This window comes from uncultured Gilvimarinus sp. (assembly GCF_963972205.1).
In the GTDB taxonomy this organism is placed as follows: Bacteria; Pseudomonadota; Gammaproteobacteria; order Pseudomonadales; family Cellvibrionaceae; genus Gilvimarinus; species Gilvimarinus japonicus.
Map to the genome: position 1 here is coordinate 72,482 of NZ_CAXAUC010000004.1, position 25,039 is coordinate 97,520.

Annotated in this window: 20 protein-coding genes and 1 pseudogene; 16 read left to right on the forward strand and 5 right to left on the reverse strand. The window is 51.6% G+C overall.

Translation table 11 applies throughout. The features are described from left to right. The first annotated feature begins 3 nt into the window (after positions 1 to 3). The 13 genes from murD (at position 4) to AACY82_RS08790 (ending at position 16,758) form a co-directional block, all read left to right on the forward strand. A complete protein-coding gene (murD, locus tag AACY82_RS08730; RefSeq protein ID WP_339616412.1) occupies positions 4 to 1,347 on the forward strand; it encodes a UDP-N-acetylmuramoyl-L-alanine--D-glutamate ligase in 1,344 nt (447 codons plus the stop codon). After that, on the forward strand, positions 1,344 to 2,549 hold the full coding sequence (ftsW, locus tag AACY82_RS08735; protein ID WP_339616413.1) for a putative lipid II flippase FtsW: 1,206 nt from the start codon (positions 1,344 to 1,346) through the stop codon (positions 2,547 to 2,549). Before murD ends, ftsW begins: the two co-directional genes overlap by 4 nt. Continuing rightward, positions 2,546 to 3,616 carry an undecaprenyldiphospho-muramoylpentapeptide beta-N-acetylglucosaminyltransferase gene (gene murG / locus AACY82_RS08740; protein ID WP_339616414.1) on the forward strand — a complete coding sequence of 357 codons (1,071 nt, stop codon included), beginning with the start codon at positions 2,546 to 2,548 and terminating at the stop codon, positions 3,614 to 3,616. The genes ftsW and murG overlap by 4 nt, the downstream gene beginning before the upstream one ends. After that, entirely contained in the window at positions 3,609 to 5,036 is a 1,428-nt protein-coding gene (gene murC, locus AACY82_RS08745; protein ID WP_339616415.1) for a UDP-N-acetylmuramate--L-alanine ligase, read from the forward strand. Before murG ends, murC begins: the two co-directional genes overlap by 8 nt. 16 nt (positions 5,037 to 5,052) lie before the next feature. Then, a complete protein-coding gene (locus AACY82_RS08750) occupies positions 5,053 to 5,985 on the forward strand; it encodes a D-alanine--D-alanine ligase (protein WP_339616416.1) in 933 nt (310 codons plus the stop codon). Further along, positions 5,985 to 6,803 carry a cell division protein FtsQ/DivIB gene (locus tag AACY82_RS08755; protein ID WP_339616417.1) on the forward strand — a complete coding sequence of 273 codons (819 nt, stop codon included), beginning with the start codon at positions 5,985 to 5,987 and terminating at the stop codon, positions 6,801 to 6,803. The genes AACY82_RS08750 and AACY82_RS08755 overlap by 1 nt, the downstream gene beginning before the upstream one ends. A 38-nt stretch (positions 6,804 to 6,841) precedes the next feature. Further along, a complete protein-coding gene (gene ftsA, locus AACY82_RS08760) occupies positions 6,842 to 8,077 on the forward strand; it encodes a cell division protein FtsA (protein ID WP_339616418.1) in 1,236 nt (411 codons plus the stop codon). Positions 8,078 to 8,129: 52 nt separating this feature from the next. After that, positions 8,130 to 9,284 (forward strand): cell division protein FtsZ, encoded by a 1,155-nt coding sequence (gene ftsZ / locus AACY82_RS08765; protein WP_339616419.1) that lies wholly within the window; start codon positions 8,130 to 8,132, stop codon positions 9,282 to 9,284. A 329-nt stretch (positions 9,285 to 9,613) separates the two neighbouring features. Beyond that, positions 9,614 to 10,525 carry a UDP-3-O-acyl-N-acetylglucosamine deacetylase gene (gene lpxC / locus AACY82_RS08770; RefSeq protein WP_339616420.1) on the forward strand — a complete coding sequence of 304 codons (912 nt, stop codon included), beginning with the start codon at positions 9,614 to 9,616 and terminating at the stop codon, positions 10,523 to 10,525. A gap of 306 nt (positions 10,526 to 10,831) precedes the next feature. Then, entirely contained in the window at positions 10,832 to 11,764 is a 933-nt protein-coding gene (locus AACY82_RS08775; protein WP_339616421.1) for a M23 family metallopeptidase, read from the forward strand. A 104-nt stretch (positions 11,765 to 11,868) separates the two neighbouring features. After that, complete coding sequence (gene secA, locus AACY82_RS08780) at positions 11,869 to 14,589, forward strand: preprotein translocase subunit SecA (protein WP_339616422.1); 2,721 nt, start codon at positions 11,869 to 11,871, stop codon at positions 14,587 to 14,589. A gap of 15 nt (positions 14,590 to 14,604) precedes the next feature. Beyond that, positions 14,605 to 15,825: a bifunctional glutamate N-acetyltransferase/amino-acid acetyltransferase ArgJ gene (argJ, locus tag AACY82_RS08785; protein WP_339616423.1), complete on the forward strand. Its 1,221-nt coding sequence runs from the start codon at positions 14,605 to 14,607 to the stop codon at positions 15,823 to 15,825. A gap of 3 nt (positions 15,826 to 15,828) precedes the next feature. Further along, positions 15,829 to 16,758 (forward strand): Nudix family hydrolase, encoded by a 930-nt coding sequence (locus AACY82_RS08790; RefSeq protein WP_339616424.1) that lies wholly within the window; start codon positions 15,829 to 15,831, stop codon positions 16,756 to 16,758. Positions 16,759 to 16,811: 53 nt separating this feature from the next. On the opposite strand, the gene yacG is transcribed toward AACY82_RS08790, so the two are convergent. From yacG to pilB, 5 genes are read right to left on the reverse strand one after another with little or no spacing between them, the layout of a single operon-like run. Continuing rightward, entirely contained in the window at positions 16,812 to 17,000 is a 189-nt protein-coding gene (yacG, locus tag AACY82_RS08795) for a DNA gyrase inhibitor YacG (protein ID WP_339616425.1), read from the reverse strand. 17 nt (positions 17,001 to 17,017) lie between these two features. After that, on the reverse strand, positions 17,018 to 17,638 hold the full coding sequence (gene coaE / locus AACY82_RS08800) for a dephospho-CoA kinase (protein WP_339616426.1): 621 nt from the start codon (positions 17,636 to 17,638) through the stop codon (positions 17,018 to 17,020). A 12-nt stretch (positions 17,639 to 17,650) separates the two neighbouring features. Continuing rightward, the gene (locus AACY82_RS08805; RefSeq protein ID WP_339616427.1) at positions 17,651 to 18,505 is read right to left on the reverse strand and encodes an A24 family peptidase; all 855 of its coding nucleotides are present in this window, start codon (positions 18,503 to 18,505) and stop codon (positions 17,651 to 17,653) included. 14 nt (positions 18,506 to 18,519) lie between these two features. Then, positions 18,520 to 19,779: a type II secretion system F family protein gene (locus AACY82_RS08810; protein WP_339616428.1), complete on the reverse strand. Its 1,260-nt coding sequence runs from the start codon at positions 19,777 to 19,779 to the stop codon at positions 18,520 to 18,522. A 3-nt stretch (positions 19,780 to 19,782) separates the two neighbouring features. Then, positions 19,783 to 21,489 carry a type IV-A pilus assembly ATPase PilB gene (pilB, locus tag AACY82_RS08815; RefSeq protein WP_339616429.1) on the reverse strand — a complete coding sequence of 569 codons (1,707 nt, stop codon included), beginning with the start codon at positions 21,487 to 21,489 and terminating at the stop codon, positions 19,783 to 19,785. A gap of 321 nt (positions 21,490 to 21,810) precedes the next feature. On the opposite strand from pilB, the pseudogene AACY82_RS08820 reads away from it, so the two are divergent. The 3 genes and pseudogenes from AACY82_RS08820 to AACY82_RS08830 all read left to right on the forward strand — a co-directional run. Continuing rightward, positions 21,811 to 21,921: pseudogene (locus tag AACY82_RS08820) on the forward strand (prepilin-type N-terminal cleavage/methylation domain-containing protein); the annotation flags it as partial. A gap of 410 nt (positions 21,922 to 22,331) precedes the next feature. Continuing rightward, positions 22,332 to 24,182 (forward strand): hypothetical protein, encoded by a 1,851-nt coding sequence (locus tag AACY82_RS08825; protein WP_339616430.1) that lies wholly within the window; start codon positions 22,332 to 22,334, stop codon positions 24,180 to 24,182. After that, on the forward strand, positions 24,179 to 25,033 hold the full coding sequence (locus AACY82_RS08830) for a glycosyltransferase family 2 protein (RefSeq protein ID WP_339616431.1): 855 nt from the start codon (positions 24,179 to 24,181) through the stop codon (positions 25,031 to 25,033). Before AACY82_RS08825 ends, AACY82_RS08830 begins: the two co-directional genes overlap by 4 nt. Positions 25,034 to 25,039: the final 6 nt, after the last annotated feature.

A 25,039-nucleotide genomic window follows, 5' to 3' on the forward strand; every position in this document is an offset into this window, starting at 1 on the left:
AACGTGAGCAATTTAATCGCATCCAGCAGAATGATCGCCGTTGTGGGCACCGGAGTCTCCGGTCTGTCTACGGCGCGTTTTCTGCGCGAGCAGAATATGCCGTTTGTATTGTTTGATACCCGGGAAAATCCACCGGCGCAGGATGCTATAGCGGCCGAGTTCCCCGATGTGCACTGCGAGTTTGGTGTGTGGGATGAGGGGCTGTTGCAAAGCGCTGACGAGATCGTTCTAAGCCCGGGGCTGCCGCTGAGTATGACCGCGATTGCCACCGCGCACGATTTGGGTGTGCCGGTTGTCGGTGATATTGAGTTGTTTGTGCGCCATGCTAACGCGCCTATTATTGCTATTACCGGGTCTAACGGCAAAAGCACAGTAACCACCTTAGTGGGTGAGATGGCCAAGGCGGCGGGTATTGATGTAGCTGTCGGTGGCAATTTAGGCACACCAGCGCTGGATTTACTGGCGCAAAATGCTCAGTTGTATGTGTTGGAACTGTCGAGTTTTCAGTTGGAAACAGTGACTAAACTGGGCGCTGATGTCGCCTGTATTTTAAATATCAGTGCCGATCATCTTGATCGTTACGATGGTATGCCGGCCTATCATCGAGCCAAACAGCGTATTTACTATGGCGCTAAACACGTGGTGGTTAACCGTACCGATCCGCTTACCCAGCCGCCGCTCGCCGATGATGTGTTACGCACCTCATTTGGTGGCGGGGCCGATTTTAAAAATATGGGACTGCGCGAGCAAGAGGGTAAAAGTTGGTTGTGCGATGGGATAACAGCGTTAGTGCCAGCGTCAGCTTTAAAGTTACCGGGGCGGCACAATATCGATAACGCTTTAGCGGCACTGGCTATTGGCAAAGCAGCGGGTTTTCCGGTCGATGTGATGCTGTCGGTTCTTACCTCGTTTAGCGGCCTTGCGCATCGCTGCGAATGGGTTGCCGATGTCGCTGGGGTGAGTTATTACAACGATTCCAAAGGCACTAATGTTGGCGCAACGCTGGCGGCTGTTAATGGTCTGGCACGCGAAGACGGAAAACTGGTTGTTATTCTCGGTGGTGTGGCAAAAGACCAAACCTTTGCGGCGCTGTTGCCCGCACTTAAAACGCATGCCCGTAGCTGCGTGTTAATTGGTCAAGATGCCCAATTAATTGCCTCGTTACTCGACGGCGAGGTGAGCTACCAGTATGCCGACTCTATGGCCCAGGCTGTGGCCCAAGCACAGGCTGTCGCCGCGGTAGGTGATGGCGTGTTGTTAAGCCCCGCGTGTGCCAGCTTTGATATGTTTAGCGATTATCAAGCCCGTGGTGATGCGTTTCGTCAGGCGGTAGGAGGGTTGCAATGAAGTCGCAGCCCTTAGCTATTTATTCCCGCACCTCTGTGGATGGCACACTGATTTGTCTATGGCTTGCGCTCTTGTCTATTGGGTTGGTGATGGTTGCCTCGGCGTCGGTGGCGTTTGCCAATGCTACCTACGATGACAGCTGGTACTTTTTAAAACGTCATTTAGTCTTCTTGCTGATGAGTGCCGCAGGTGCCAGTGTGGTTTTGCTGTTGCCGAGTGATACTTGGCGGCGCTTTAGCGTGCCTTTGCTAATTATCGCGGTTGTTTTGTTGGCGGCGGTTTTGATTCCAGGGGTGGGCAAGCGGGTTAATGGCTCGCAGCGCTGGATTAGTTTTGGTTTTTTTGCGGTGCAAATATCAGAAGTCGCTAAGTTTGCGGTATTGATGTTTTTTGCTAACTATTTTGCGCAGCGTTATCCGCAAGGGTTAAGTGGCTGGCGTGAGTTTGGCAAATTAATTTCGTTGTTGGCGCTGGTGTTATTACTGTTGGTGTTAGAGCCGGATTTTGGCAGTACCGTGGTGATTGCGGTTACCGTTATTGCGGTCATGTTTATTGCCGGCCTTAAGCTGCGTTACTTTTTTCCTTTAGCCCTTGGCGCGGTGGCTGTTATGGCTGCTATTGCGATTATGAGTCCGTATCGGTTGAAACGTTTGGTCACATTTATGGATCCATGGGCCGATCAGTTTAACGCCGGCTACCAGCTTACCCAATCCCTGATTGCTTTTGGCCGAGGCGAGTGGCTTGGTATGGGCTTAGGTAATAGCTTGCAAAAGCTTTTTTACCTGCCGGAAGCTCACACCGATTTTATTTTTGCGATATACGCTGAAGAGTTTGGCATGCTTGGTGGGGCTTTGCTGATTGCCGTATTCGGTGCCTTAGTCTTGCGTATTTTAGGAGTGTTTCGTACTTGCATGAGCCGCGACAATTACTTTTTGGCGTTTGCGGTGTTTGGTGTCGCTGTGCTTTTTTCTCTGCAAGTGTTTATTAATATTGGGGTTGCCTCAGGCTTGTTGCCGACTAAAGGGTTAACCCTGCCATTTATTAGCTATGGTGGCAGTAGTTTGATTGTCAGTTGTGCCCTTATGGCGTTTGTCGTGCGCGCTGATATTGAGATGCGTGCGATTCCCGAGAAAAAAACGTCAGTCACTAATCCGTCTCGCGTTAAACACTCTGCACCAGATGCAGCCGAGGTGGGCGCATGAGCCGGGTGGTGATTATGGCGGGCGGTACCGGCGGCCACGTGTTTCCGGCACTGGCATTGGCTCGTCGTTTGAGCGCAGATCAGGTGCAGGTGTCTTGGTTGGGCACGCGCAAAGGGATTGAGGCGCGTGTTATCCCCGACGCCAAGATCGACATTGATTATATCCGTATTGAAGGTGTTCGCGGTCGTGGCGCTTTAGGTTTGCTTAAGGCTCCGTTTTTAATTGTGGCGGCACTCTGGCAGGCCATTAGTGTTTTGCGCAAGCGCCAGCCCGATGTTGTGGTGGGTTTCGGTGGTTTTGCTTCTGGCCCCGGTGGGTTGGCCGCCTGGCTGTTGCGTATTCCTTTGGTTGTCCATGAACAAAACGCAATTGCTGGTACAACCAACAAAATTTTAGCGCGGTTTGCCCGCGTTGTTGCCTCTGGCTTTGCCGATGTACTGCCCGGCTGCCGCTGGGTGGGCAACCCCGTACGCGATGAGATTGTCGCTTTACCTGCTCCGGCTGAGCGCTTTGCCGAGCGTGAAGGTGAGCCGCTACGATTGCTGGTGCTGGGAGGTAGCTTGGGCGCGCGCGCGATTAACGAGCTAGTGCCAAAAGCCTTGGCCGGCTGCGCGCCAGCGCTTACGTTTAATGTTTGGCACCAGTGCGGTGCCCGCCACGAAGAGGCGACGCTAGCAGGTTATCTTGAACATCAAGTAAATGCGCGGGTCGAGCAATTTATCGATGATATGGCATCGGCTTACGCGTGGGCTGATGTCGTTATTTGCCGTGCTGGCGCCTTAACGGTGGCCGAGTTGGCGGCCGTAGGGCTCGGTGCTTTGTTTGTTCCGTTGCCCAGCGCGATTGATGATCATCAAACGCACAACGCGGCCGTTATGGCGGGCGCAGGCGCTGGTATCAGTATTCCTCAGGCTCAGTTAAATGCTGAGAGTCTGGCTCGAGTGCTTTATGAGCGCTTGTCCGATCGCCGCACCTTGGAGCAAATGGCAAACGCTGCTCGGACATTGCATAAAACCGATGCGGCCGGCGCGGTAGCCCAGCTTACCGAGGAGCTTATCAATGGATAAAGTTATGAAGTATTACGAAGTGCCCGAGATGCGCCGTATTCGCCGAATACATTTTATCGGCATCGGTGGCGCGGGTATGAGCGGTATTGCCGAGGTGTTGATTAATCAGGGCTACGACATCTCGGGCTCGGATTTAAAAGAATCTAGTGTGACTCAGCGCTTAGCGGGGCTCGGCGCGCGTATCTTTTTTGGTCACGGCGCCGATAACGTGATGGGTGCCGATGTGGTGGTAAATTCCAGCGCAGTGGATGAGTCCAACCCGGAAATGAAAGCGGCGCGGGATAACCGTATACCAGTGGTGCGACGCGCCGAAATGTTGGGCGAGTTGATGCGTTACCGCCACGGTATTGCGGTCGCAGGTACCCATGGTAAAACAACGACTACAAGCTTGCTGGCCTCGGTGCTGGCAGCGGCTGATCGGCACCCCACCTTTATTATCGGTGGGTTGGTAAATAGCGCCGGCAGTAACGCACAGCTGGGCGAGAGTCGTTACTTAGTGGCTGAAGCTGATGAGAGTGATGCATCTTTTTTGCACTTGCAGCCGATGGTGGCGATTGTTACCAACATTGATGCTGATCACATGGATACCTATGAAGGTGACTTCTCTAAACTGAAGCAAACCTTTATCGAGTTTTTACACAACCTGCCTTTTTATGGTTTGGCGGTAGTGTGTGGTGATGACCCTGTGGTGCGAGATATTTTGCCCGAGGTGGCACGCCCGGTTATTACCTATGGTTTGGGTGAAGATTGCGACTTACGCGCGGTTAATATTCGCCAAGATAAAATGTTTAGCGAGTTTGGTGTGGTGCGTCGCGATGAAGCGGAGGTGTTATCGGTACGTCTTAATATCCCCGGTGTGCACAATATTTTAAATGCCTTGGCGGTAATCGCGGTGGCGCGGGACGAAGGCGTTAGCGATGACGCTATTGTGGCCGGGTTAGGTAACTTTGCCGGGGTTGGTCGTCGCTTTCAGGTTTACGGTGACTTTCCTGTCGAGGATGGCACCGCCATGTTGGTGGATGATTATGGGCATCATCCACGCGAGGTGGGTGCAACGATCAAGGCGATTCGCGATGGTTGGCCTGAGCGCCGTTTAGTAATGGTGTATCAGCCGCATCGTTACACCCGCACCCGTGATTTATTTGAAGATTTTGTCGATGTTCTCTCGGGTGTTGATGCGCTGGTGTTGTTGGAAGTTTACAGCGCCGGAGAAGAGGCGATTCCCGGTGCGGATGGGCGTCAGTTATCGCGCAGTATTCGCAATCGAGGACAGGTGGACCCTATTTTTGTTGAGGGCATCGATGGTGTGCCCGCCGTGGTCAAAGATATCGTTCGTCCAGGTGACATTGTTATCACCCAAGGTGCGGGCAACGTGGGCGCATTGGCGATCGAGCTCGCTAAACGTCAATTAATTCAGTAATGGGTATTAGCGTTAAATGAAAGCTGAAAACAGCCAACTTATTAAACAGTTAGGTCGAGTCGGTGTCTTGTTTGGTGGCCGCTCGGCTGAGCGCGATATATCCCTGCGCAGCGGCGCGGCGGTGGTGTCTGCTTTAGCCGAACTGGGTGTCGATCATGTTGCGATTGATATTGGTGAGCACAGCATTGATCACCTGCAAAAGGCCGGTATTGATCGTGCGTTTATTGCGCTGCATGGTCCCGGCGGTGAAGACGGCCGTATTCAGGCGGTGTTGGAATATTTGGACATTCCCTACACCGGTAGCGATGTTCAGGCATCCGCGATTGGTATGGATAAGCTGCGCACTAAGCAATTGTGGCGTGGTATTGGTGTCGCTACGCCAGACTTTTTAGTACTCAACAAAGATTGTGATTGGTCCGATGTGTTGGCCTCACTGGGCGGTGAAGTCATGGTTAAACCCGCCCATGAAGGCTCAAGTATTGGCATGGCCCGGGTTAGCCACGTTGCTGAGTTGCAAGCGGCTTACGCCGCGGCCGCTAAGTTTGATGCAGTGGTAATTGCCGAGTGTTTAATTCGCGGTGAAGAGTACACCGTAGCCGTTTTGGGCGAGCGAGCTTTGCCGGCAATCAAGCTCGAAACCGATCATAGTTTTTACGATTATGATGCGAAGTATTTGGCCGATGATACGCGCTATTTGTGCCCTTGTGGATTAGATGCAGCGGTTGAGCAAGAGCTACAGGCGCAAGCGTTACAAGCGTTTCGTAGCATAGGCTGCCGTGGTTGGGGGCGAGTTGATGTGATGCGCGATGGGGCCGGAAAGTTTCAGATGTTGGAGGTCAATACCGTGCCGGGGATGACCGATCACTCCTTAGTACCGATGGCAGCGAAAGCCGCAGGGCTGGGGTTTTCAGAATTGATACTGGCGATTTTGGCGGAGAGCTTAGGGTAATGAGCAAGCGGGCGGGGCGGGCCAAAGGTTACCGGCAGGCGACGCCGCGAGGCGCGAGCCGTTCGTCGAGTGCCGCCGTTGTGGCACGTTTGCTCTCGCTTGTGTCACGGGTTGCGCTAGTGGTGTTTATTGGCGGGGTGGGCTTTTCGGTTTATCACTATGGTGGCGCGGCGATCAATGGCGTATTGCAACACCCGGTCGATGAAGTACGGGTCGAAGGTCCGTTTCATTTTGTCAGCCGAGAGGCGGCGACAGATTTGATCAGCTCGGCCATTGATAACGAGTTTGTCGATTTAGATATCGCGCAGCTAAAGCAGAAAATTGAGCAGCACGGCTGGATCGAGCGCGCGGTGATAACCCGCAGCTTGCCCAGTGCCCTGGTGGTTACCTTGGTAGAGCAAGTGCCTATCGCACGCTGGGGTGACAACGGTTTTTTAAACCAACGCGGTGAGGTTATTTATACCCCCGAGACGCAACTGCTGAGTGATTTGCCGGAGCTGAACGGTCGCGAGCAACAGTCTGCCCGCATTATGCAGCAGTACCAAGACCTGTCGCGTTTGCTGCGTTCGCGCAACTTGAGTATTGCCCGGCTCTGGGTCGATGAGCTGAGCACATGGCGTATTACTCTGGCGCGTGGCGCCGAGCTGGTGTTAGGGAAAGACGACTTGGCGGAAAAAATACAGCGTTTTTTGTTGGTGTACGACGAACATTTAATGCAGCAGTTTGAAGCCGTAGTGCGGGTTGATCTGCGCTATACCAATGGCCTTGCGGTAGCTTGGTCCGATGAATATGAAGTGCTGGTGCAAGAAGCCAGTTAACTCACACACTTTTAGCATTGGGGAAGAGGTCCATTTACATGGCGGGCTCAAACGACAACAAAATGATAGTGGGCTTGGATATCGGCACATCCAAAGTGGTTGCCATCGTCGGCGCCATCACCCCTGACGGGGATTTGGAGATTGTCGGTATTGGCTCGTGTCGCTCAAACGGCTTAAAAAAAGGCGTGGTAGTGAATATTGAGTCGACGGTGCACTCTATTCAGCGCGCCGTTGAAGAGGCTGAGTTAATGGCAGGCTGCCAAATACACTCGGTGTATGCCGGTATTGCGGGCAGCCATATCCGCAGCTTGAACTCTCATGGCATCGTTGCCATTAGAGATCGCGAGGTTTTTTCACAAGACGTCGACCGGGTGATTGATGCAGCGCAAGCGGTGGCGATTCCCGCCGATCAAAAAATTCTGCACATTTTACCGCAGGAGTTTTTGATCGATGATCAAGAGGGCGTGAAAGAGCCTTTGGGAATGTCGGGGGTGCGGCTTGAAGCTAAAGTCCACTTAGTGACCTGCGCGGTGAATGCAGCGCAAAATATTGAGAAGTGTATTAAGCGTTGTGGTTTAGAAGTCGAAGACGTCATCCTGGAGCAGTTGGCGTCAAGTTATTCGGTGTTGACCGATGACGAGCGCGATTTGGGAGTATGCATTGTCGATATTGGTGGTGGCACTACCGACATTGCTATTTTTACAGATGGTGCGATTCGCCACACTGGTGTTATCCCGATCGCTGGTGATCAAGTGACAAATGATATTGCCATGGCGTTGCGTACGCCGACGCAAAATGCCGAAGAGATAAAAATTAAATACGCGTGTGCGCTGGCTAAACTGACCGGCCCTGATGAAACCATCAAGGTGCCGAGTGTAGGGGATCGGGCTGCCCGTAATTTATCTCGCCAAGCTTTGGCAGAAGTCGTCGAGCCGCGCTATGACGAGCTGTTTACCTTAGTGCAGGCCGAGCTGCGCCGTAGCGGTTTTGAGGACATGCTGCCCGGCGGCATTGTGTTAACCGGCGGCACCGCAAAAATGGAAGGTGTGGTCGAGCTGGCCGAAGAGATTTTTCATATGCCGGTGCGTTTAGGTGCACCACAAAATATTACCGGCTTGTCCGACATAGTGAACAACCCAATTTACTCCACCGGTGTGGGGCTTTTGCAGTATGCTCTAAAGCAACATCTTGGCGACAACCATGCAACACCGGCCAAAGATAGCGAGCTTGGTTTGCTCGCAAAGCTGAAAAGAATGTTTCAAGGCGAATTTTAATTTCTTATTTTTAACTTTTTAAATTTTACTTTACGGACGAGAGGATAAAGCCATGTTCGAACTCGTAGACAGTATGCCACAAAATGCAGTGATCAAAGTTATCGGCGTTGGCGGTGGCGGTGGCAACGCCGTGAAGCACATGATTGAAAACAACGTTGAAGGCGTAGAGTTTGTGTGTGCTAACACCGATGCGCAAGCGCTTAAAGACGTCGATGCGCGCGTTGCGTTGCAGTTGGGCAACAGCATGACCAAGGGGTTGGGCGCTGGTGCTAACCCAGAGATCGGCCGTCACGCGGCGATGGAAGATCGCGAGCGGATTGCCGAGGTGCTGCAAGGTGCCGATATGGTGTTTATCGCCGCTGGCATGGGTGGTGGTACCGGTACCGGTGCCGCCCCGATTGTTGCCGAGGTTGCGCGCGATATGGATATTTTGACCGTTGCGGTTGTTACTAAGCCGTTCCCGTTTGAAGGCCGTAAGCGTATGCAAGTCGCTGAAGCGGGTATCAAAGAGCTTCAGGAGCGAGTCGACTCGTTAATTACGATCCCTAACGAAAAGCTGCTGTCGGTACTCGGCAAAGCAACTAGCCTGCTGGATGCCTTTAAAGCGGCAAACAGTGTGCTGCAAGGCGCGGTGCAAGGTATTGCCGATCTGATTATCCGTCCCGGCATGATCAACGTCGACTTTGCCGATGTGAAAACCGTTATGTCGGAAATGGGCATGGCAATGATGGGTACCGCTCACGCCACCGGTGATAACCGTGCTCGCGAAGCGGCCGAAGCGGCTATCCGCAGTCCGCTGCTGGAAGATGTTAACTTGCAGGGCGCGCGCGGGATTCTGGTGAATATTACCGCAGGTATGGATTTGTCCTTGGGTGAATACGGTGAGGTAGGTGAGACCATTGCTGAGTTCTCGTCTGACGATGCGACCATTGTAGTGGGAACCGTTATCGACCCCGAACTGTCTGATGAGCTGCGGGTTACGGTTGTGGCGACCGGTCTCGGTGTTGCCGAGCAGGCCGCTAAGTCCCCGACCAAAGTGGTTGTGGATAATACGCGACGCGCGGATGGTCAGTTAGATTACTCTGCGTTGGATCGTCCGACTGTAATGCGTAATGCCGGGGGGCAAGCAGCGGCAGCCGCACCGGCCGCCGATAAGGATATGGAATACTTAGATATTCCGGCCTTTTTGCGTCGCCAAGCCGATTAAGCGGTTGCTCGTATAAGCCCGCCGAGCCGCCTGATACGTAGCTCGGTGGGCGTTGTGCCCGTCGCACCAAGTGTGTGCGACAGGTCGGCAATTGCTGGTGAATTGTGCCTTTTTTTGCTATAGTTCGCCGCTTTACGCAGCCAGAAAAGATGGGCGATATCGCTGTGCCGAGGTTTTGTTGGGGCCTAGTTTGTTGTTTTGGGTCAAAACTGTTGGCAAGTTGCGGGTTAATGTTGGTAATTGTTGTTAATTAACCCCGACCTGTGCGATCAAATATAACGCCTGCACGGGATGTTTGTTTACACCATCTATTAGAGCCATACCCAACAATGATCAGACAGCGTACCCTCAAAAATGCGATTCGCGCCACTGGCGTGGGTCTTCACACCGGCCAAAAAGTGTATCTAACTCTGTTGCCCGCAGAGGTAGACTCCGGAATCATCTTTCGTCGCGTCGACCTCGATCCTGTGGTTGAGATCGAAGCTAAGGCTGAAAACGTCGGCGATACCACCTTGTCGACCAGCTTGGTCAAAGGCGATGTAAAGGTATCGACGGTAGAGCATTTGCTCTCGGCCATGGCCGGGCTCGGCATCGACAATGCGATTGTCGAGGTAAGCGCCCCTGAAGTGCCTATCATGGATGGCAGTGCCGGCCCTTTTGTGTTTTTGATCCAGTCGGCGGGGATTCAAGAGCAGGCGGCTGCGAAGAAGTTTATCCGCATTAAGCGTCCTGTTACCGTTCAAGATGGTGATAAAACCGCCAGCTTTATTCCTTTTGATGGTTTTAAAGTGTCGTTTTCGATCGAGTTTGATCACCCTGTATTTCAAGGGCGGGCGCTCGAGACGTCGGTCGACTTTTCTAGCACCTCGTTTGTGAAAGAGGTCAGTCGCGCCCGCACCTTTGGCTTTATGCACGAGATCGAGTACTTACGCTCAAAGGGCTTGGCCAAAGGCGGCAGCGTCGATAATGCGATTGTGGTGGACGAGTACCGCATCCTTAACGAAGACGGTCTGCGTTACGAGGACGAGTTTGTTAAGCATAAAGTGCTGGATGCGATTGGTGATTTGTACTTGCTGGGTAATAGCTTGATTGGTGAGTTTAAAGCGCACAAATCAGGTCATGCGCTTAACAATAAGTCGCTGCGTCAGTTAATTGCACAGAAAGACGCTTGGGAAGTAGTGACCTTTGATGACGAGAATGCGGCGCCTATCTCTTATATGAAGCCTCTACTCGCGATATAGCCCTCGCCGGTTACTTTAGTGACGCAATCGGCGTCAAAATGAGGCTCGCAGATTGTACTCTGCGGGCCTTTTTTATATAGTTGGCAGAATTTGCAGTGTAAATAACAAAATCGAAATATAAATACTTACGCAATATAACGATGATTTTTAAGCTTCGGTGTATGAGCCTTCTGTTTTTCAGAGGGGTGTGAGGCTAGTAAGTGCTCACTAGTGCTGCGCCGTTGCTACCTGTGTTCGCTATTGCTGCACAAGTTTAGCGAAAAGACATGACATATTGAATAAAGGTTAAATGACAAACACGCCACTATGAAGATTATTCTCGTCAGTAAACGCCACGGTCACGCGCGCAGCATTACGCTGGGCGGCTGGACGCGTGCTTTATTGTCGGTGTGTATTCTGGGCTTGCCTGCGGTAGCGGGGGTTTTGGGTTATCACCTGTTGGTAGCACAAAACAACAGCGATTTATTTACGGCGGAGTCTCGGCGCGCTTGGGATACCGCACTGGCCGAGCAGCAAAGTCAAGTGCAGGAAAGCCGCCAGCGCGCACGGGCTGACGTTGCCGCGCTAACGTTAAAGGTTGCCGAGTTGCAGGCGCGGCTGGTGCGTTTGGACGCGCTAGGTGAGCGCCTAACCAACATAGCCAAACTTGATTCCGGTGAGTTTGATTTTAGCCAGTTGCCGGCGCTGGGAGGCCCAGAAGAAGCGGAGTTTGGTGATGCTTACTCGCCGCCAAGCTTTATTGATGCCATTGATGAGCTGTCTCGCCAGATCGCAAATCGTGAGCAGCAGCTTGAGACGCTTGATGCACTGCTGGTAAATCGGCGTTTAAAAGAAGATATTTTTGTGGCGGGGCGCCCAATCGAAAAAGGCTGGATGTCGTCGCGCTATGGGCGCCGCACCGATCCATTTACCGGCAAAATTGCGTGGCACGGAGGTGTCGACTTTGCCGGTAAAGAGGGCGCCAATGTCGTTGCTGTCGCGGCTGGTGTAGTGACTTGGTCCGCCGATCGCCACGGTTACGGTCATTTGGTTGAGGTAAATCACGGCAGTGGTTTCTCTACCCGTTACGCGCACAACAAAGAAAATAAAGTTAAGGTTGGCGATGTCGTTAAAAAAGGCCAAGTAATCGCTTTAATGGGCTCTACTGGTCGCTCGACAGGCCCACATGTGCACTTTGAAGTGTACAAAAACGGTCGCTCGGTTGACCCCGCCTCTTATATACATCGTACCTTGCGATAACCCCTTTCTGTTTTTTTACTCCTCTCGCACCTGTCACGACAGGTTGTAGCGCTGTTGCCAATGGGCAGCAGCGTTGATGTTTATTGATTTGATGGATTTATTTCATGCTAGCTAAAGTAACCAAATGGGTCTTAGGCTCTAAAAACGACCGTGTGTTGAAACGTATGCGTAAAACGGTCGCACGTATTAATGAGTTAGAGGAGTCGATGCAGGCGCTGTCTGATGCCGACTTACAAGCAAAAACCGCGGAGCTTCAGCAACGCTCTCGCGATGGCGAAAAAGTGGATGCGCTTTTGCCGGAGGCGTTTGCCGCTGTGCGTGAGGCGAGCCACCGAGTACTGGGGATGCGCCATTTTGATGTTCAGTTGATTGGCGGCATGGCGTTGCACGAAGGCTGCATTGCCGAAATGCGCACCGGTGAAGGTAAAACCCTAATGGCTACCTTGCCCAGTTATTTGCGCGCCATTACCGGCGGCGGTGTGCATATTGTTACGGTAAACGATTATCTGGCGAGCCGCGATGCGGCTTGGATGCAGCCTTTATATGAGTTTATGGGGCTCAGTGTCGGCGTTATTCAGTCGGGCCAAGGTACCGAGGCTAAGCGCGCCGCCTACGCCGCCGATATTACCTATGGCACCAATAATGAATTTGGGTTTGATTACCTGCGTGACAACATGGCGATGCGCAAGGAAGACAAGGTTCAGCGCGATTTGTATTTTGCCGTGGTGGACGAAGTGGACTCGATTCTGATTGATGAATCGCGCACGCCCTTGATTATATCGGGACCCACGCAAAACAGTGCCGAGCTGTATCAGCGTATGAACAAGCTGATTGGTAGCCTGAGTCGCCAGCAAGAGGACGAGGATGACGGCGATTATTATGTCGATGAAAAAACTCGCCAGGTAGAGCTGACCGAGCAAGGGCATCAACATGTCGAGCAACTGTTGATTGATGCCGAGATGCTGTCGGAGTCTGATACTTTATATTCAGCCGCGAATTTGGGCTTGTTGCACCACGTAAATTCAGCCCTGCGTGCCCACGCTTTGTTTCATCGCGATGTCGAGTACATTGTACAAGATAGCGAAGTTGTACTGATCGATGAGCACACGGGCCGCACGATGGCCGGACGTCGTTTGTCCGAGGGCTTGCATCAGGCGATTGAAGCCAAAGAAGGTGTGCGTATTCAAAGCGAGAGTCAAACGTTGGCCTCGACCACCTTTCAGAACTACTTCCGTTTGTATCCAACCTTGTCTGGCATGACCGGTACGGCAGACACCGAGGCGTTTGAGTTTCGTGAGATTTACGGTTTGGATGTGGTGGTTATCCCTACCAACCGGCCAACTCAGCGGATCGATAAAAACGATTTAGTGTACTTATCGGTGCCGGAAAAATTTGACGCCATTGTGCGCGATATCGAAGAGTATCGCAAAAACAATGCCCCTATTTTGGTGGGTACAGCGTCGATTGAAACCTCAGAGGAAATGTCCAAGCGCTTAAAAGCCGCCAACATTCCGCACCAAGTGCTAAACGCTAAATTCCACGAAAAAGAAGCCGAGATTATTGCTCAAGCGGGGCGTCCGGGCACCGTGACTATTGCCACGAACATGGCGGGCCGGGGTACCGATATTGTGTTGGGCGGCAGCTGGGAGGCCGAGGTCGCCTCACTTGCTAACGCCACCGAAGCGCAGATAGAAAAAGCTAAAAGCGACTGGAAGGTGCGCCATCAACAAGTGATCGAGGCGGGCGGTTTGCATATTATTGGTACAGAGCGACACGAATCGCGCCGTATTGATAATCAGCTGCGTGGCCGTGCTGGCCGTCAAGGTGATCCGGGTCTGACTCGTTTTTACTTGTCTTTAGAAGACAGCTTGATGCGAATTTTTGCCTCCGATCGTGTGCGTAATTTAATGCAATCACTGGGCATGGAAAAAGGCGAGGCCATCGAGCACCGCATGGTAAATAACGCCATTGAAAAAGCCCAACGCAAAGTGGAAGGGCGCAACTTCGACATCCGCAAGCAGTTGCTTGAATACGACGATGTTGCCAATGATCAGCGTCAGATTGTCTATCAGCAGCGTAATGAGCTGCTGGAGGCCGAGGATATCTCGGAGACGATCAATAACGTGCGTGAAGATGTGGTGGGAGATCTGGTCAGCGCGCACGTGCCGCCTCAGTCCATCGAAGAGCAGTGGGATATTAACGGCCTTGAGAAGCAATTAGAGGCTGACTTCGCCTTGCAGTTACCTGTACAGCAATGGCTGAATGAAGACGACAACCTTCACGAAGAAACCCTTCGTGAGCGTATTCAGCAGACCGTGCAGCAGTCTTATCAAGAAAAGTGCGAACGCATCGGCGAGGTAATGCGCGAGATCGAGCGCCAGGTAATGTTGCAGGTGCTGGATAATTCCTGGAAAGAGCAGCTGGCCAGTATGGACCATCTGCGTCAAGGAATTAACTTGCGCTCTTATGCTCAGAAAAACCCCAAGCAAGAGTATAAGCGCGAAGCCTTTTTCTTGTTTCAAGAAATGCTTGAAACCGTCAAGCGCGAGTCGATTAACTTGTTGGCACGGGTAGAGCCAGTTAGCCGTGAGCAAATGGAAGAGATGGAACGTCGCCGCGTGGAAGAGCAGGCGCAAGCGCAGCGTAAAATGCAAATGACTCACGATCAAGCCTCAGCCATGGCGCCCGAGCGTCAACCGCGCCCGGAAGCGGGTCAAGCTGGCGCTGCACCTGTCACCCGCGAAGGCCGTAAAGTCGGTCGTAATGATCCATGCCCTTGCGGCTCGGGCAAGAAATACAAACAGTGTCACGGTACGCTGACCTAAGAGTGAATTAATAATATGGCTGTAGGTGATTACCCATTTCCGTCGATGCCACCAGTTGCAGGCGTTGCGATTGCCGCCGCCGGTGCCGGTATTAAAAAGCCCGGGCGCGATGATGTACTACTATTTGCCTTGGCGCCGGGCAGCACCGTGGCTGGCGTGTTTACGCAAAATGCGTTCTGCGCTGCGCCAGTTAAAGTGTGCCGCGAGCATTTAGCCCAAAGCGATGTACGCTACTTGATTGTGAACTCGGGCAACGCGAATGCCTGTACCGGTGAGTCGGGTTATCAAAACGCCCTGGCTGTGTGTGCCAGTGTGGCCGAGCAAACATCCGTTGCGCGCACACAGGTGCTGCCGTTTTCAACGGGTGTTATTGGCGAGCCGCTCCCGGTAGGAAAAATCACCGCGGTTATCCCAGAGCTTTGTAGCAGTGCACGGGAAGATGCCTGGGAGTGTGCGGCGCGAGCTATTATGACCACTGATACTCGCCCCAAAGGCGCCACCCGCCAAGTACAGATAGGTGGCACTGCGGTAACGGTAAACGGTATCGCCAAAGGCGCCGGTATGATCAACCCCAATATGGCGACCATGTTGGGTTATATCGCGACCGACGCTGTGGTTGCCGCCGATGTGTTGCAACGATTAGTGCGAGAGGCGGCAGGCCTTTCGTTTAACCGTATTACCATTGATGGCGACACCTCGACCAACGATGCTTGCATGCTGGTCGCCTCTGGGCAGGCGGGAAACCCGGCGATTGTTGCGGCAGAGTCGGACGCTTACCGCGTATTGCGCGAGGCGGTGGTGGCGGTTGCCACCGAGCTGGCTCAAGGGATCGTTGCCGATGGTGAGGGTGCGACTAAGTTTGTCACCATTGATGTTACCGGAGGCGCGAGTCACGACGAGTGCTTAAAGGTCGCCTATGCGGTGGCGCACTCACCGCTGATTAAAACGGCGTTATTTGCCAGCGATCCAAACTGGGGGCGCATTGTCGCCGCCATTGGTTACGCCGGCGTGCAAGATTTGGACGATGAAGCTGTTCGGGTTCATTTGAACGATGTATTGATTGTCGAGCATGGTGGCCGCGCCGCGACTTACACCGAGGCACAAGGCCAGCAGGTTATGAATGGCGACCGTATTACGATCAGTATCGATTTAGGTCGGGGCGACAGTCAAGAGATCCTCTGGACGACAGATTTGTCCTATGAGTATGTGCGTATTAACGCCGATTACCGAACGTAGCCAATGAAGCAGGTTCATGTCGCCGTTGGCGTAATAACGGACGCAAACGGCAAAATATTAATTGCTAAGCGCCCGCAAGTGGCCCATCAGGGCGGTTTGTGGGAGTTTCCTGGGGGTAAGGTCGAGCCGGGAGAGACTGTGCAGCAGGCGCTAACCCGCGAGCTGTTTGAGGAGCTGGATGTACAGTGCAGCGATTTTGTCCCGGTGATTCAAATCTCTCACGATTACGGCGATAAACAGGTGTTATTGGATGTTTACCGGGTCGTCAGTTTTACCGGCACAGCCATTGGCAAGGAAGGTCAGCCACTTAACTGGGTGAGTCCCTCCGAGCTTGGTAGCTACCCATTCCCGGCGGCTAATTACCCTATTGTGAACGCGCTGCAATTGCCCGATCGTTTGGTTATTACTGGAGATTTTGCCTCGCAACCGGAGTGTTTGGCGCGGGTTGATGCGTGTTTGGTGCGCGGCGCTAAGTTGCTGCAGCTACGTGCGCCCGAGCTTGAGCAAGAAGCGTTTATCCGCTTGGCGCAACGTGTTTTGGCGCGCTGCCATCGCGAGGGGGCAAAGTTGGTTATTAATGCCGACCCATCACAGCCTTTTACCGCCGATGGTGTTCATCTAAACGGAAAACGCTTAAGCGAGATGAGTGAGCGTCCTCCGGCGTTAGCGGATCTGTTAGTGGGGGCGTCTTGCCACAGCGCGCAAGATATTCACAAGGCCAATCGTTTAGGGTTGGATTATATTTTTCTGTCGCCAGTGCAGCCTAGCGCCTCCCACCCTAATGCAAAGCCTTTGGGGTGGGCTGCTTTTGCTGAGCTTACGGCTTTTGCCAAAATGCCGGTGTACGCTCTGGGCGGTATGTCGGATGACAACATTTTGACCGCTAAAGAGGCTGGAGGGCAGGGCGTTGCGGGTATTTCGGCGTGGTGGTAGACAGGCAAGCCTAGTGGGTTGGCTATTAAGTCGCGTGGCGCTGTGATTGCACGTTAATATTCATCATCATTTTGTGGCAGGGCATCTTCGCCCGCGATGCGGTGGTTCTCGCTAGCCCATTCTCCCAAGTCAATAAGTTTACAGCGCTCAGAGCAAAATGGGCGATGCGGATACGCCTCGGACCAAAAAACAGTTGTTTGGCACGTGGGGCACTGAAGCTTTATCGGTTGTTCATCATTCATAGCGAGATCGTTTACCTCTACTGTGGGGCGGTAAGGGCAAGATACTGCTGGTGGAGCTTTGCTACCTGGAGTTCCAGCTCCTGCAAGTTGCCATGATTGTGCAAAATATCGTCCGCTAGCTTTAGCCGCTCGGAGCGATTTATTTGCGTCGCCATTATAGCCTCAATCTGCCCAGGTTCAATCTTATCCCGTATTGCGGCACGGTTTATCTGGGCCTCTGGCGGGCAATCAACGACTAAGATTCGGCTCGTTAATTCGTGCTGTGATGTCTCTAGAAGTAGCGGGGAGACAAAAATAACGTACGCTGAGCGAGCGCTGTTGAGTTGCTGGCGTAAACGTTGATTGATTAGCGGGTGAAGCAAAGCCTCAAGCCAAGCCTTTTCGGTTGGGTTGGCAAAAATAATGTGTCTAAGGCGCGCGCGATCAAGCGAGCTATCCGGGTGAAGTATATCGGGGCCAAAATGCTCGGCAATACTGATCAGCGCGCTCGAGTTGGGCTCGACGACTTCGCGAGCGACAATATCGGCATCTACTACGGTAACGCCAAGTGCGGCAAAGCAAGCTGAAGCTGCGCTTTTGCCGCTGCCAATACCGCCGGTAAGACCGATAACCAGCGGCATGTTTGGGGGTGTGAACATCAGCTAAGCGACTTAACCAATATTGGCTAATTGCAGGTATTGTTGGACAATCTCGTCACCCCAGAGCAACGCAATCCAGCCTGCAATCGCTAAGTAGGGCCCAAACGGAATCGGAATATTTTTATCGCGCCCCATAACAATGATCATGCCGATGCCAATAACCGCACCCACCAGCGACGATAAAATAATAATCAGCGGTAGCATCTGCCAGCCCATCCAGGCACCCAGCGCGGCTAACAGCTTAAAGTCGCCGTAGCCCATGCCCTCTTTACCGGTTAGCAGTTTAAACGCCCAAAACACCGACCACAGAGAAAGGTAGCCAAACACCGCGCCCCACAGTGCACTGTGTAAGTCAGTGACTAAGCCAAAATAATTGACGATCAGCCCCAACCACATTAAGGGAAGCGTAATATTATCGGGCAGTAGTTGGGTATCAAAATCAATCACTGTTAGAGTGATGAGCGCCCAAGTGAGCGCTAGTACTGCAGCACTTTGCCAGGTCACCCCAAAGTAAAACACGACCGCCATCGACAGTAGCGCGGTGGCTAGCTCAATCAGTGGGTAGCGGACTGAAATAACTGTTTTACAATTAGCGCAGCGCCCCTTTAATAACAGATAGCTTATAACCGGGATGTTCTGCCAAGGCTGAATGGACGTTTTGCACGTAGGGCAGTGAGAGGACGGAAATGCGAGCCCCAGCTTTTCATCGGTCGGGGTGGGTTGTTCCAGTAGCTCACAGCATTGCGCTTTCCAGGAGGCCTCTAGCATTTTGGGTAGGCGTAAAATAAGGACGTTTAAAAAACTTCCCAGCGCCAATCCAAACAGGCCGGTAAATAAGTAAACAAACCATAAGGGTATTTCTGACATTGTAGGCCTTAGTCTTAAACAACATTACCGAGCTGGAATATGGGTAGGTACATAGCGATCAACAAGCCGCCCACTAAAATACCCAAAACGGACATAATCATCGGCTCTAATAGCGCCGATAGGTTGTCAACTTTATTGTCCACTTCCTCTTCGTAATAGTTGGCGACCTTGTCCAGCATGTCGTCCAGTGCACCCGACTCCTCACCAATCGCTGCCATCTGAATCATCAGAGGCGGGAATATTCCTTGATTGCGAATAGCCGCATTAAGCTGAATACCGGTAGAGACATCCTCACGCACTTTCAGAATCGCATCGCGATAAATGCGGTTCCCCGCGGCCCCCGCCACAGAGGTTAATGCATCAATCAATGGGACGCCAGCGGCAAAAGTAGTCGACAACGTGCGGGCGAATCGCGCCAAAATAGCCAAGTACAAAATCCCCCCAATAACCGGTATTTTTAAGGACATTCGATCGATAAAGTAGGCAAATTTAGGGCTGCGTAATTTAGCCTCTTTAAACACGAAAAAGAACACAAAGAGGCCTACCAGGGTATGCAGCCAATAGGCCTGAGCAACCTCTGATAAGTGCATGACAAATAAGGTAAAGGAGGGCAAATCTGCCCCAAAGCTATCAAAGGTCTCGACAAACGCCGGGACCACTTTAATTAGCAAGACGGCGGTGACCACAATGGCGACCAATACAACTGCGGTGGGGTACGTCAGCGCTTTTTTAATTTTCTTTTTTAGGGCTTCAGTTTTTTCTTTGTAAGTGGCGATCCGTGCCAACATGGTCTCTAGCGCACCTGACTGCTCGCCGGCCTCGACCAAGTTGCAAAACAGATCGTCAAAGTGGCGGGGATGGTTGCGAAGTGCCGTTGCAAAGCCTCCGCCAGCTGCTACATCGTCACGTATTTTATAGATAAGTTCTTTCATCGATGGGTTATCTAGGCCATCAGCGACAATTTCAAATGCCTGTACCAGTGGCACACCGGCTTTCATCATGGTGGCCATTTGCCGTGAGAATACGGCGATATCGGATGCTTTAATTTTCTTTTTGCCGCCACCAAACAAAGGCTTTGGTTTTTTCTTAACCGATTTAACTACCATGCCTTGTTTTTGTAGCTGGGCGCGCACCAACGCGGGGCTAGCACCTGACATCTCGCCAGTTAAGGGTTTGCCTTTGCGATCAGAGCCTTTGTATACGTACGTTTGGTTGGTCGATATTGTTGATTTGCGCTTTGCTTGCGTTGTTTTTTGCGCAGTTGCAGTGGCCATAGTTTAGTCCTTGGTGACTCGGTTGGCTTCTTCCAGGCTGGTTAAGCCTTGTGCAGCTTTTCGTAATGCTGAAACTCGCAAATTGTTAAAACCGGCCTGCTTAGCGGCTTTGGCAATTTGCAGAGAGTTCCCCCCCTCCATTATAAGGGTTGCAATGTCGGGGGTGATGCGAACCACTTCATAGACCCCGACACGGCCCTTATAACCTTTTAGACAGGCCTCGCAGCCCACTGGGTGGTATAGCTCAAACTCATCGCGAGGAATGCCTATATCGTCAAACCCTTCTTCGGTCAAAATATCATCGGGTATATCGTTTGCTGGCTTGCGGCACTTGGTGCATAACCGTCGCGCTAGACGCTGGGCAATAATTAAGCTAACGCTGGTCGCCACGTTAAACGCAGGCACACCCATATTTAATAGTCGCGTCAGGGTTTCGGCAGCGCTGTTGGTGTGCAGTGTAGACAGCACCAAGTGCCCGGTTTGTGACGCTTTAATGGCAATTTCGGCGGTTTCCAGGTCACGGATCTCGCCCACCATGACGATATCCGGATCTTGGCGCAAAAAGGAGCGTAGCGACTCAGCAAAGGTTAAGCCGATTTTAGTGTGCATTTGTACTTGGTTGATGCCCTCTAGGTTGATCTCCACAGGGTCTTCGGCGGTGGAAATATTGCGCTCTTCGGTATTTAAGATATTGAGGCCAGTATAAAGCGATACGGTTTTACCGCTACCTGTAGGTCCGGTCACCAATATCATACCTTGGGGTTGCTCCAGTGCCTCTAAGTACATTTGTTTTTGTGCGTCTTCATAGCCCAAGGCATCAATACCTAGCTTGGCTGAGCTTGGGTCCAGAATTCGCAGGACGATTTTTTCGCCGAACAGAGTAGGTAGCGAATTTACCCTAAAGTCGATGGCACGGGTTTTGGATATTTTCATTTTAATGCGCCCGTCTTGAGGCATGCGGCGCTCTGATATGTCCATCTGCGACATCACTTTCAGGCGGGCCGCTAAGCGAGTGGCCAAGTTGATTGGCGGCTTAGACACTTCGCTTAAAATACCGTCGGTGCGAAACCTTATCCTATAAGCTTTTTCGTAGGGTTCAAAGTGAATGTCCGATGCGCCGGTTTTAATGGCGTCCAACAATATCTTGTTAATAAACCGTACAATAGGCGCTTCGTCAGCTTCGTTGGTGGCCTCCTCTTCGGCCTCGGCCGCACCCGCCTCTACACCGGCTAAATCATCGTCTTCAAGCCCGCCTAATGCGTCGCTTAAGCTTTCTTCGTTGGCGTTAATATAAGCTTCAATGGCTGCGGTAAGTTTGTCTGCCTCTACTAACACCGCCTCGGTGTTAATGCCGGTATTAAACTTAATTTCATCCAGCGCGTGTAGGTTGGTCGGGTCCACAACCCCCACAAATAACCGGTTGCCTCGGCGCATTAGGGGTAAGGCGCGATGTTTTTCTATCAGCTTGGCGTCAACCAGCTTATTGGGCAGCGCTTGCGGGTCAATGGCTTTTAGGTCAAATACAGGTGTGCCAAACTCATCGGCTGCTACCTGTGCCAGTGTTTTGGCGTCCAAAACCCCATTTTGGACCAAATAAACCACAAATGGCAGTTTTTGCTTGTTGGCCTCCGTTAGGCCGCTCCCAGCTAAGGTCTCGTCCAGCAGGCCATCATTAACCAGCCGTTTTGCCAATCCGTTTAGTGCTGCCATAGGCTTAAGCGCTTTTGTTCGTGTAATTGCTAAGGTTGCTATCTTAACGCCTTGAGCATAAAGGCGGTTATACAAGTATTTACTTTACGAACTGTTGAGCGCGTTGGCAATGTTTGTGTGCCTGCATCCGCATTTTTGTATGATCACTGACGTTATTTGTCACTATGGGGCGGGAATCGGCAGTGTGAGGGTTTGCTTGTAGCTAGTGGCCAGCAAGGTATGGGCGGTAATGTTGGCCCATACCTTGCTGGTGTGAGTGTAGGCTCGCTATGGGTCAGCTGTACACACATAATTTTACTTTGAGCATTTTTGGAGGCTCTGATGAAAAAACAACAAGGTTTTACATTGATCGAACTGATGATCGTGGTAGCGATTATCGGTATTTTGGCTGCCATCGCATTGCCACAATATCGCGATTATACCCAGCGTTCTGCTAATGGTGCCTGCTTGGCCGAAGCTAAATCTTATATGAGCACTGCTGTGGCGGACATGGCAGACAACAAAGATCCGACTACTTATGAGACCTCGGCGTGTACTGCGATATCACCTACTCTGGCGACTGGCTCATACAGTGCGGGTACTAGTGTTACATTCACTGCGAAAACACAGGGTAACGCGGACATTCAGGCAGATACTATCTGTGATGCTGGGAAAGGTTCTTGTCGTTTAGATGAATAATTTTTGATTCTGAGCTAAGTGTTGTAAATAAAAAGCGCCTTTCGGCGCTTTTTATTTAAGTTAATTTTGCTTGTGGTTGAGTGTTTGGAGCTAAGGTTGCAGTTTTTTATTGTTAAAGATTGGCTGTGCCGGCCAGACCATATAAAAATAGAGGCCTGAATGTCTTGAAGTATTTAAACTGCCGTTCCTTTTATTGGCTCGCTGTCGCAATTGCATTATTAGCCACGCTTTTATTTTTACCAGGGCTCTCCGGTAGTTTTCTATTAGATGATTGGCCTAATATTCTACAAAATACGGCCTTACATCTCTACGAAATCAACACGCTTGATGATTTGCTTTACGCGGCTTACAGTTTCGAGCCGGGCGGTAGCTCGCGTCCACTGGCTATGCTTAGTTTCGCGCTCGATTTTAGGCGCGCAGGGCTGGACCCGTTCGCGTTCAAGTTGACCAACCTCATTATTCATGGCTTGAGTTGTTTGGTCTTGGCGTTGTTTCTGCGTCAGCTTTTGTTGTTGGCAAGTTGGTCGCACAAGCGTGCCGCTAATGCTGCTTTACTGTTGTCACTACTGTGGGCCATTCATCCTTTACAGGTTTCCTCTGTGCTGTACATTGTGCAGCGCATGCAGACTCTTAGTGTGCTCTTTGTCTTGTTAGCCTTGTGGGCCTATGTGCGTATGCGTGCTTTGCAGATAGAGGGGGCGCGCAGTCAGCTGTATGCTGTGTTGGCCCTGCTATTTGCAGTGCTGGCATTTGCTAGTAAAGAAGATGCAGCGCTAATACCCTTGTACTGTTTGGTTATGGAATTGACGGTTTTGCAGTTTCGCGCGGCGCAACCGAACTTGGCAAAGTGGCTTCGCTGGGCATTTGGCGTCTTGGCTTTGCTTGGCGGTGTTGTATATTTCTTTGTGGTGGTCCCGCACTATTGGCATTGGGGTGCCTATCCAGGGAGGGATTTCTCTAGTGTAGAGCGATTGCTTACTCAGGGGCGCGTGTTAGTGATGTATTTAGGGCAGATATTCTTACCTATGCCCAGTTCCATGACTTTTTTTTATGATCATATCCCCGTGTCGCGTAGCTTATGGCAGCCTTGGACAACGCTGCCTGCGATTACGCTGATTGTAGTGTTGTTGGCCTGGGCTTGGCGTTGGCGTTGTGCGCACCCAGTGTTTTCTTTTGGGGTTTTATTATTTTTTGCTGGCCATTTTATGACGAGTAATGTCATTAATTTAGAGCTGGCTTACGAGCATCGCAATCATTTGCCGTTGGTTGGCGCGTTGCTGGCGTTGGGGGATGTGGTTTTTGCTCTGCTATACGGCAGAGTATTTGCTAATGGTGTGAAGACAGTTTGTGTGATCTCTTTGATCGCGATGGTAAGTGCCGCGACGCTATTTCGTGCTTATATATGGGGTGATAACCTCCGCTTGGCCGAGTATAGTTTGGCTATGGCGCGAGATTCAGTGCGTGCTTGGGCAACTCTATGTACGACCCATTTTGAACTGAGCGGTAAGAAGGGGCAGGAACATCACCTTGATTTGGCTATCGAGACCTGTCAAGAAGGTGCTGAGCACCTGCCTCAGTCTGCTATTCTTATGAATAATGTAGTGATTTATAAAACTAAAAAAGGTAGTGTCACAGACGAAGATTGGCAGCTATTCCTCGAGCGTTTAAAAGGCTCAGTGATGAGCGTGCAGAATAAAGGGATACTTTGGGTGACGCTTGATAACGCTGAGCGTCATATGTACAACAACGAGCGCGCAGTGCTTAAAACAATAGATATTATTACCAGTAAAACAACGTTACGGCCCGAAGAGTATTTACGGGTTGGCGCGTATCTCTTTAACGACACCCATGAGCCAATAAAGGCTTTTGACCATTTAAAGCGTGCAGTTGAGCTGGCGCCAGTGGGAGACCCGGCAATTCAAAAAATGTTGAATGAGCTAGCTATTGCAGGACGACAGGATTGGGTGGCGCGCCTGAAAGAGGTTCAAGTTAAGACACACGGTGAAGCGTTATGACAATATCTGTAGTGCTCCCTGCCAAGAATGAAGCCATTGCTATTGGTGATACCGTTGCGGGCGTGCGGCGGTACTATCCCGCCGCCGAAATACTGGTGGTTAATGATGGTTCTACCGACGATACGGCGGCCGTGGCTGAGGCAGCGGGAGCCAAGGTGCTGAACCAGCCCTACAGCAAAGGCAATGGCGCCGCCATAAAGGCGGGGTTGCGGGCTGCCAGTAACGATATAGTGGTGTGTATGGATGCCGATGGGCAGCACCGCCCGGAAGATATAGCTCCTTTATTAGAAAAGCTAGAGTCTGGCTACGATATGGTAGTCGGCGCCCGCAGCCGCGAGGGGCAGGCGGGCGTGCACCGCTCATTAGCCAATGGTCTTTACAATAAGTTCGCCAGCTGGATGGTAGGCCACAAGGTGGAAGATTTAACTTCTGGGTTTCGTGCAGTAAGGCGTGAGAAGTTTTTGGAGTTTATTAGTCTGTTGCCCAATAAATTCTCGTACCCTACTACCATTACCATGAGCTTTTTCCGTGCGGGATACTCAGTCGGTTATGTACCTATCAACGTGCTAAAACGAGCCGAAGGTTCTAAAAGCCATATCAACTTATGGAAAGACGGTGTTCGTTTCTTGCTGATTATTTTTAAAATTGGAACTTTGTTCTCGCCGCTAAAGTTGTTTTTCCCGATTTCAATGGCGTTGGGTGGTGGCGGCGTGGCCTATTACGCTTATACATATTTTACGGATGGCCGTTTTACTAATATGGGGGCGCTCTTGTTTACGACTTCTATCCTAGTGTTTTTGATGGGGTTGGTGTCTGAGCAGGTGACGGCTTTACTGTATAAAGATAAATGACCCGAG

What these genes read in the sequence shown, in the direction of transcription:
- ftsW (WP_339616413.1), top strand. Translation starts at nt 1,344, where the DNA reads ATGAAGTCGCAGCCCTTAGCTATTTATTCCCGCACCTCTGTGGATGGC.
- murG (WP_339616414.1), top strand. Translation starts at nt 2,546, where the DNA reads ATGAGCCGGGTGGTGATTATGGCGGGCGGTACCGGCGGCCACGTGTTT.
- murC (WP_339616415.1), top strand. Translation starts at nt 3,609, where the DNA reads ATGGATAAAGTTATGAAGTATTACGAAGTGCCCGAGATGCGCCGTATT.
- AACY82_RS08750 (WP_339616416.1), top strand. Translation starts at nt 5,053, where the DNA reads ATGAAAGCTGAAAACAGCCAACTTATTAAACAGTTAGGTCGAGTCGGT.
- AACY82_RS08755 (WP_339616417.1), top strand. Translation starts at nt 5,985, where the DNA reads ATGAGCAAGCGGGCGGGGCGGGCCAAAGGTTACCGGCAGGCGACGCCG.
- ftsA (WP_339616418.1), top strand. Translation starts at nt 6,842, where the DNA reads ATGGCGGGCTCAAACGACAACAAAATGATAGTGGGCTTGGATATCGGC.
- ftsZ (WP_339616419.1), top strand. Translation starts at nt 8,130, where the DNA reads ATGTTCGAACTCGTAGACAGTATGCCACAAAATGCAGTGATCAAAGTT.
- lpxC (WP_339616420.1), top strand. Translation starts at nt 9,614, where the DNA reads ATGATCAGACAGCGTACCCTCAAAAATGCGATTCGCGCCACTGGCGTG.
- AACY82_RS08775 (WP_339616421.1), top strand. Translation starts at nt 10,832, where the DNA reads ATGAAGATTATTCTCGTCAGTAAACGCCACGGTCACGCGCGCAGCATT.
- secA (WP_339616422.1), top strand. Translation starts at nt 11,869, where the DNA reads ATGCTAGCTAAAGTAACCAAATGGGTCTTAGGCTCTAAAAACGACCGT.
- argJ (WP_339616423.1), top strand. Translation starts at nt 14,605, where the DNA reads ATGGCTGTAGGTGATTACCCATTTCCGTCGATGCCACCAGTTGCAGGC.
- AACY82_RS08790 (WP_339616424.1), top strand. Translation starts at nt 15,829, where the DNA reads ATGAAGCAGGTTCATGTCGCCGTTGGCGTAATAACGGACGCAAACGGC.
- yacG (WP_339616425.1), bottom strand. Translation starts at nt 17,000, where the DNA reads ATGAATGATGAACAACCGATAAAGCTTCAGTGCCCCACGTGCCAAACA.
- coaE (WP_339616426.1), bottom strand. Translation starts at nt 17,638, where the DNA reads ATGTTCACACCCCCAAACATGCCGCTGGTTATCGGTCTTACCGGCGGT.
- AACY82_RS08805 (WP_339616427.1), bottom strand. Translation starts at nt 18,505, where the DNA reads ATGTCAGAAATACCCTTATGGTTTGTTTACTTATTTACCGGCCTGTTT.
- AACY82_RS08810 (WP_339616428.1), bottom strand. Translation starts at nt 19,779, where the DNA reads ATGGCCACTGCAACTGCGCAAAAAACAACGCAAGCAAAGCGCAAATCA.
- pilB (WP_339616429.1), bottom strand. Translation starts at nt 21,489, where the DNA reads ATGGCAGCACTAAACGGATTGGCAAAACGGCTGGTTAATGATGGCCTG.
- AACY82_RS08830 (WP_339616431.1), top strand. Translation starts at nt 24,179, where the DNA reads ATGACAATATCTGTAGTGCTCCCTGCCAAGAATGAAGCCATTGCTATT.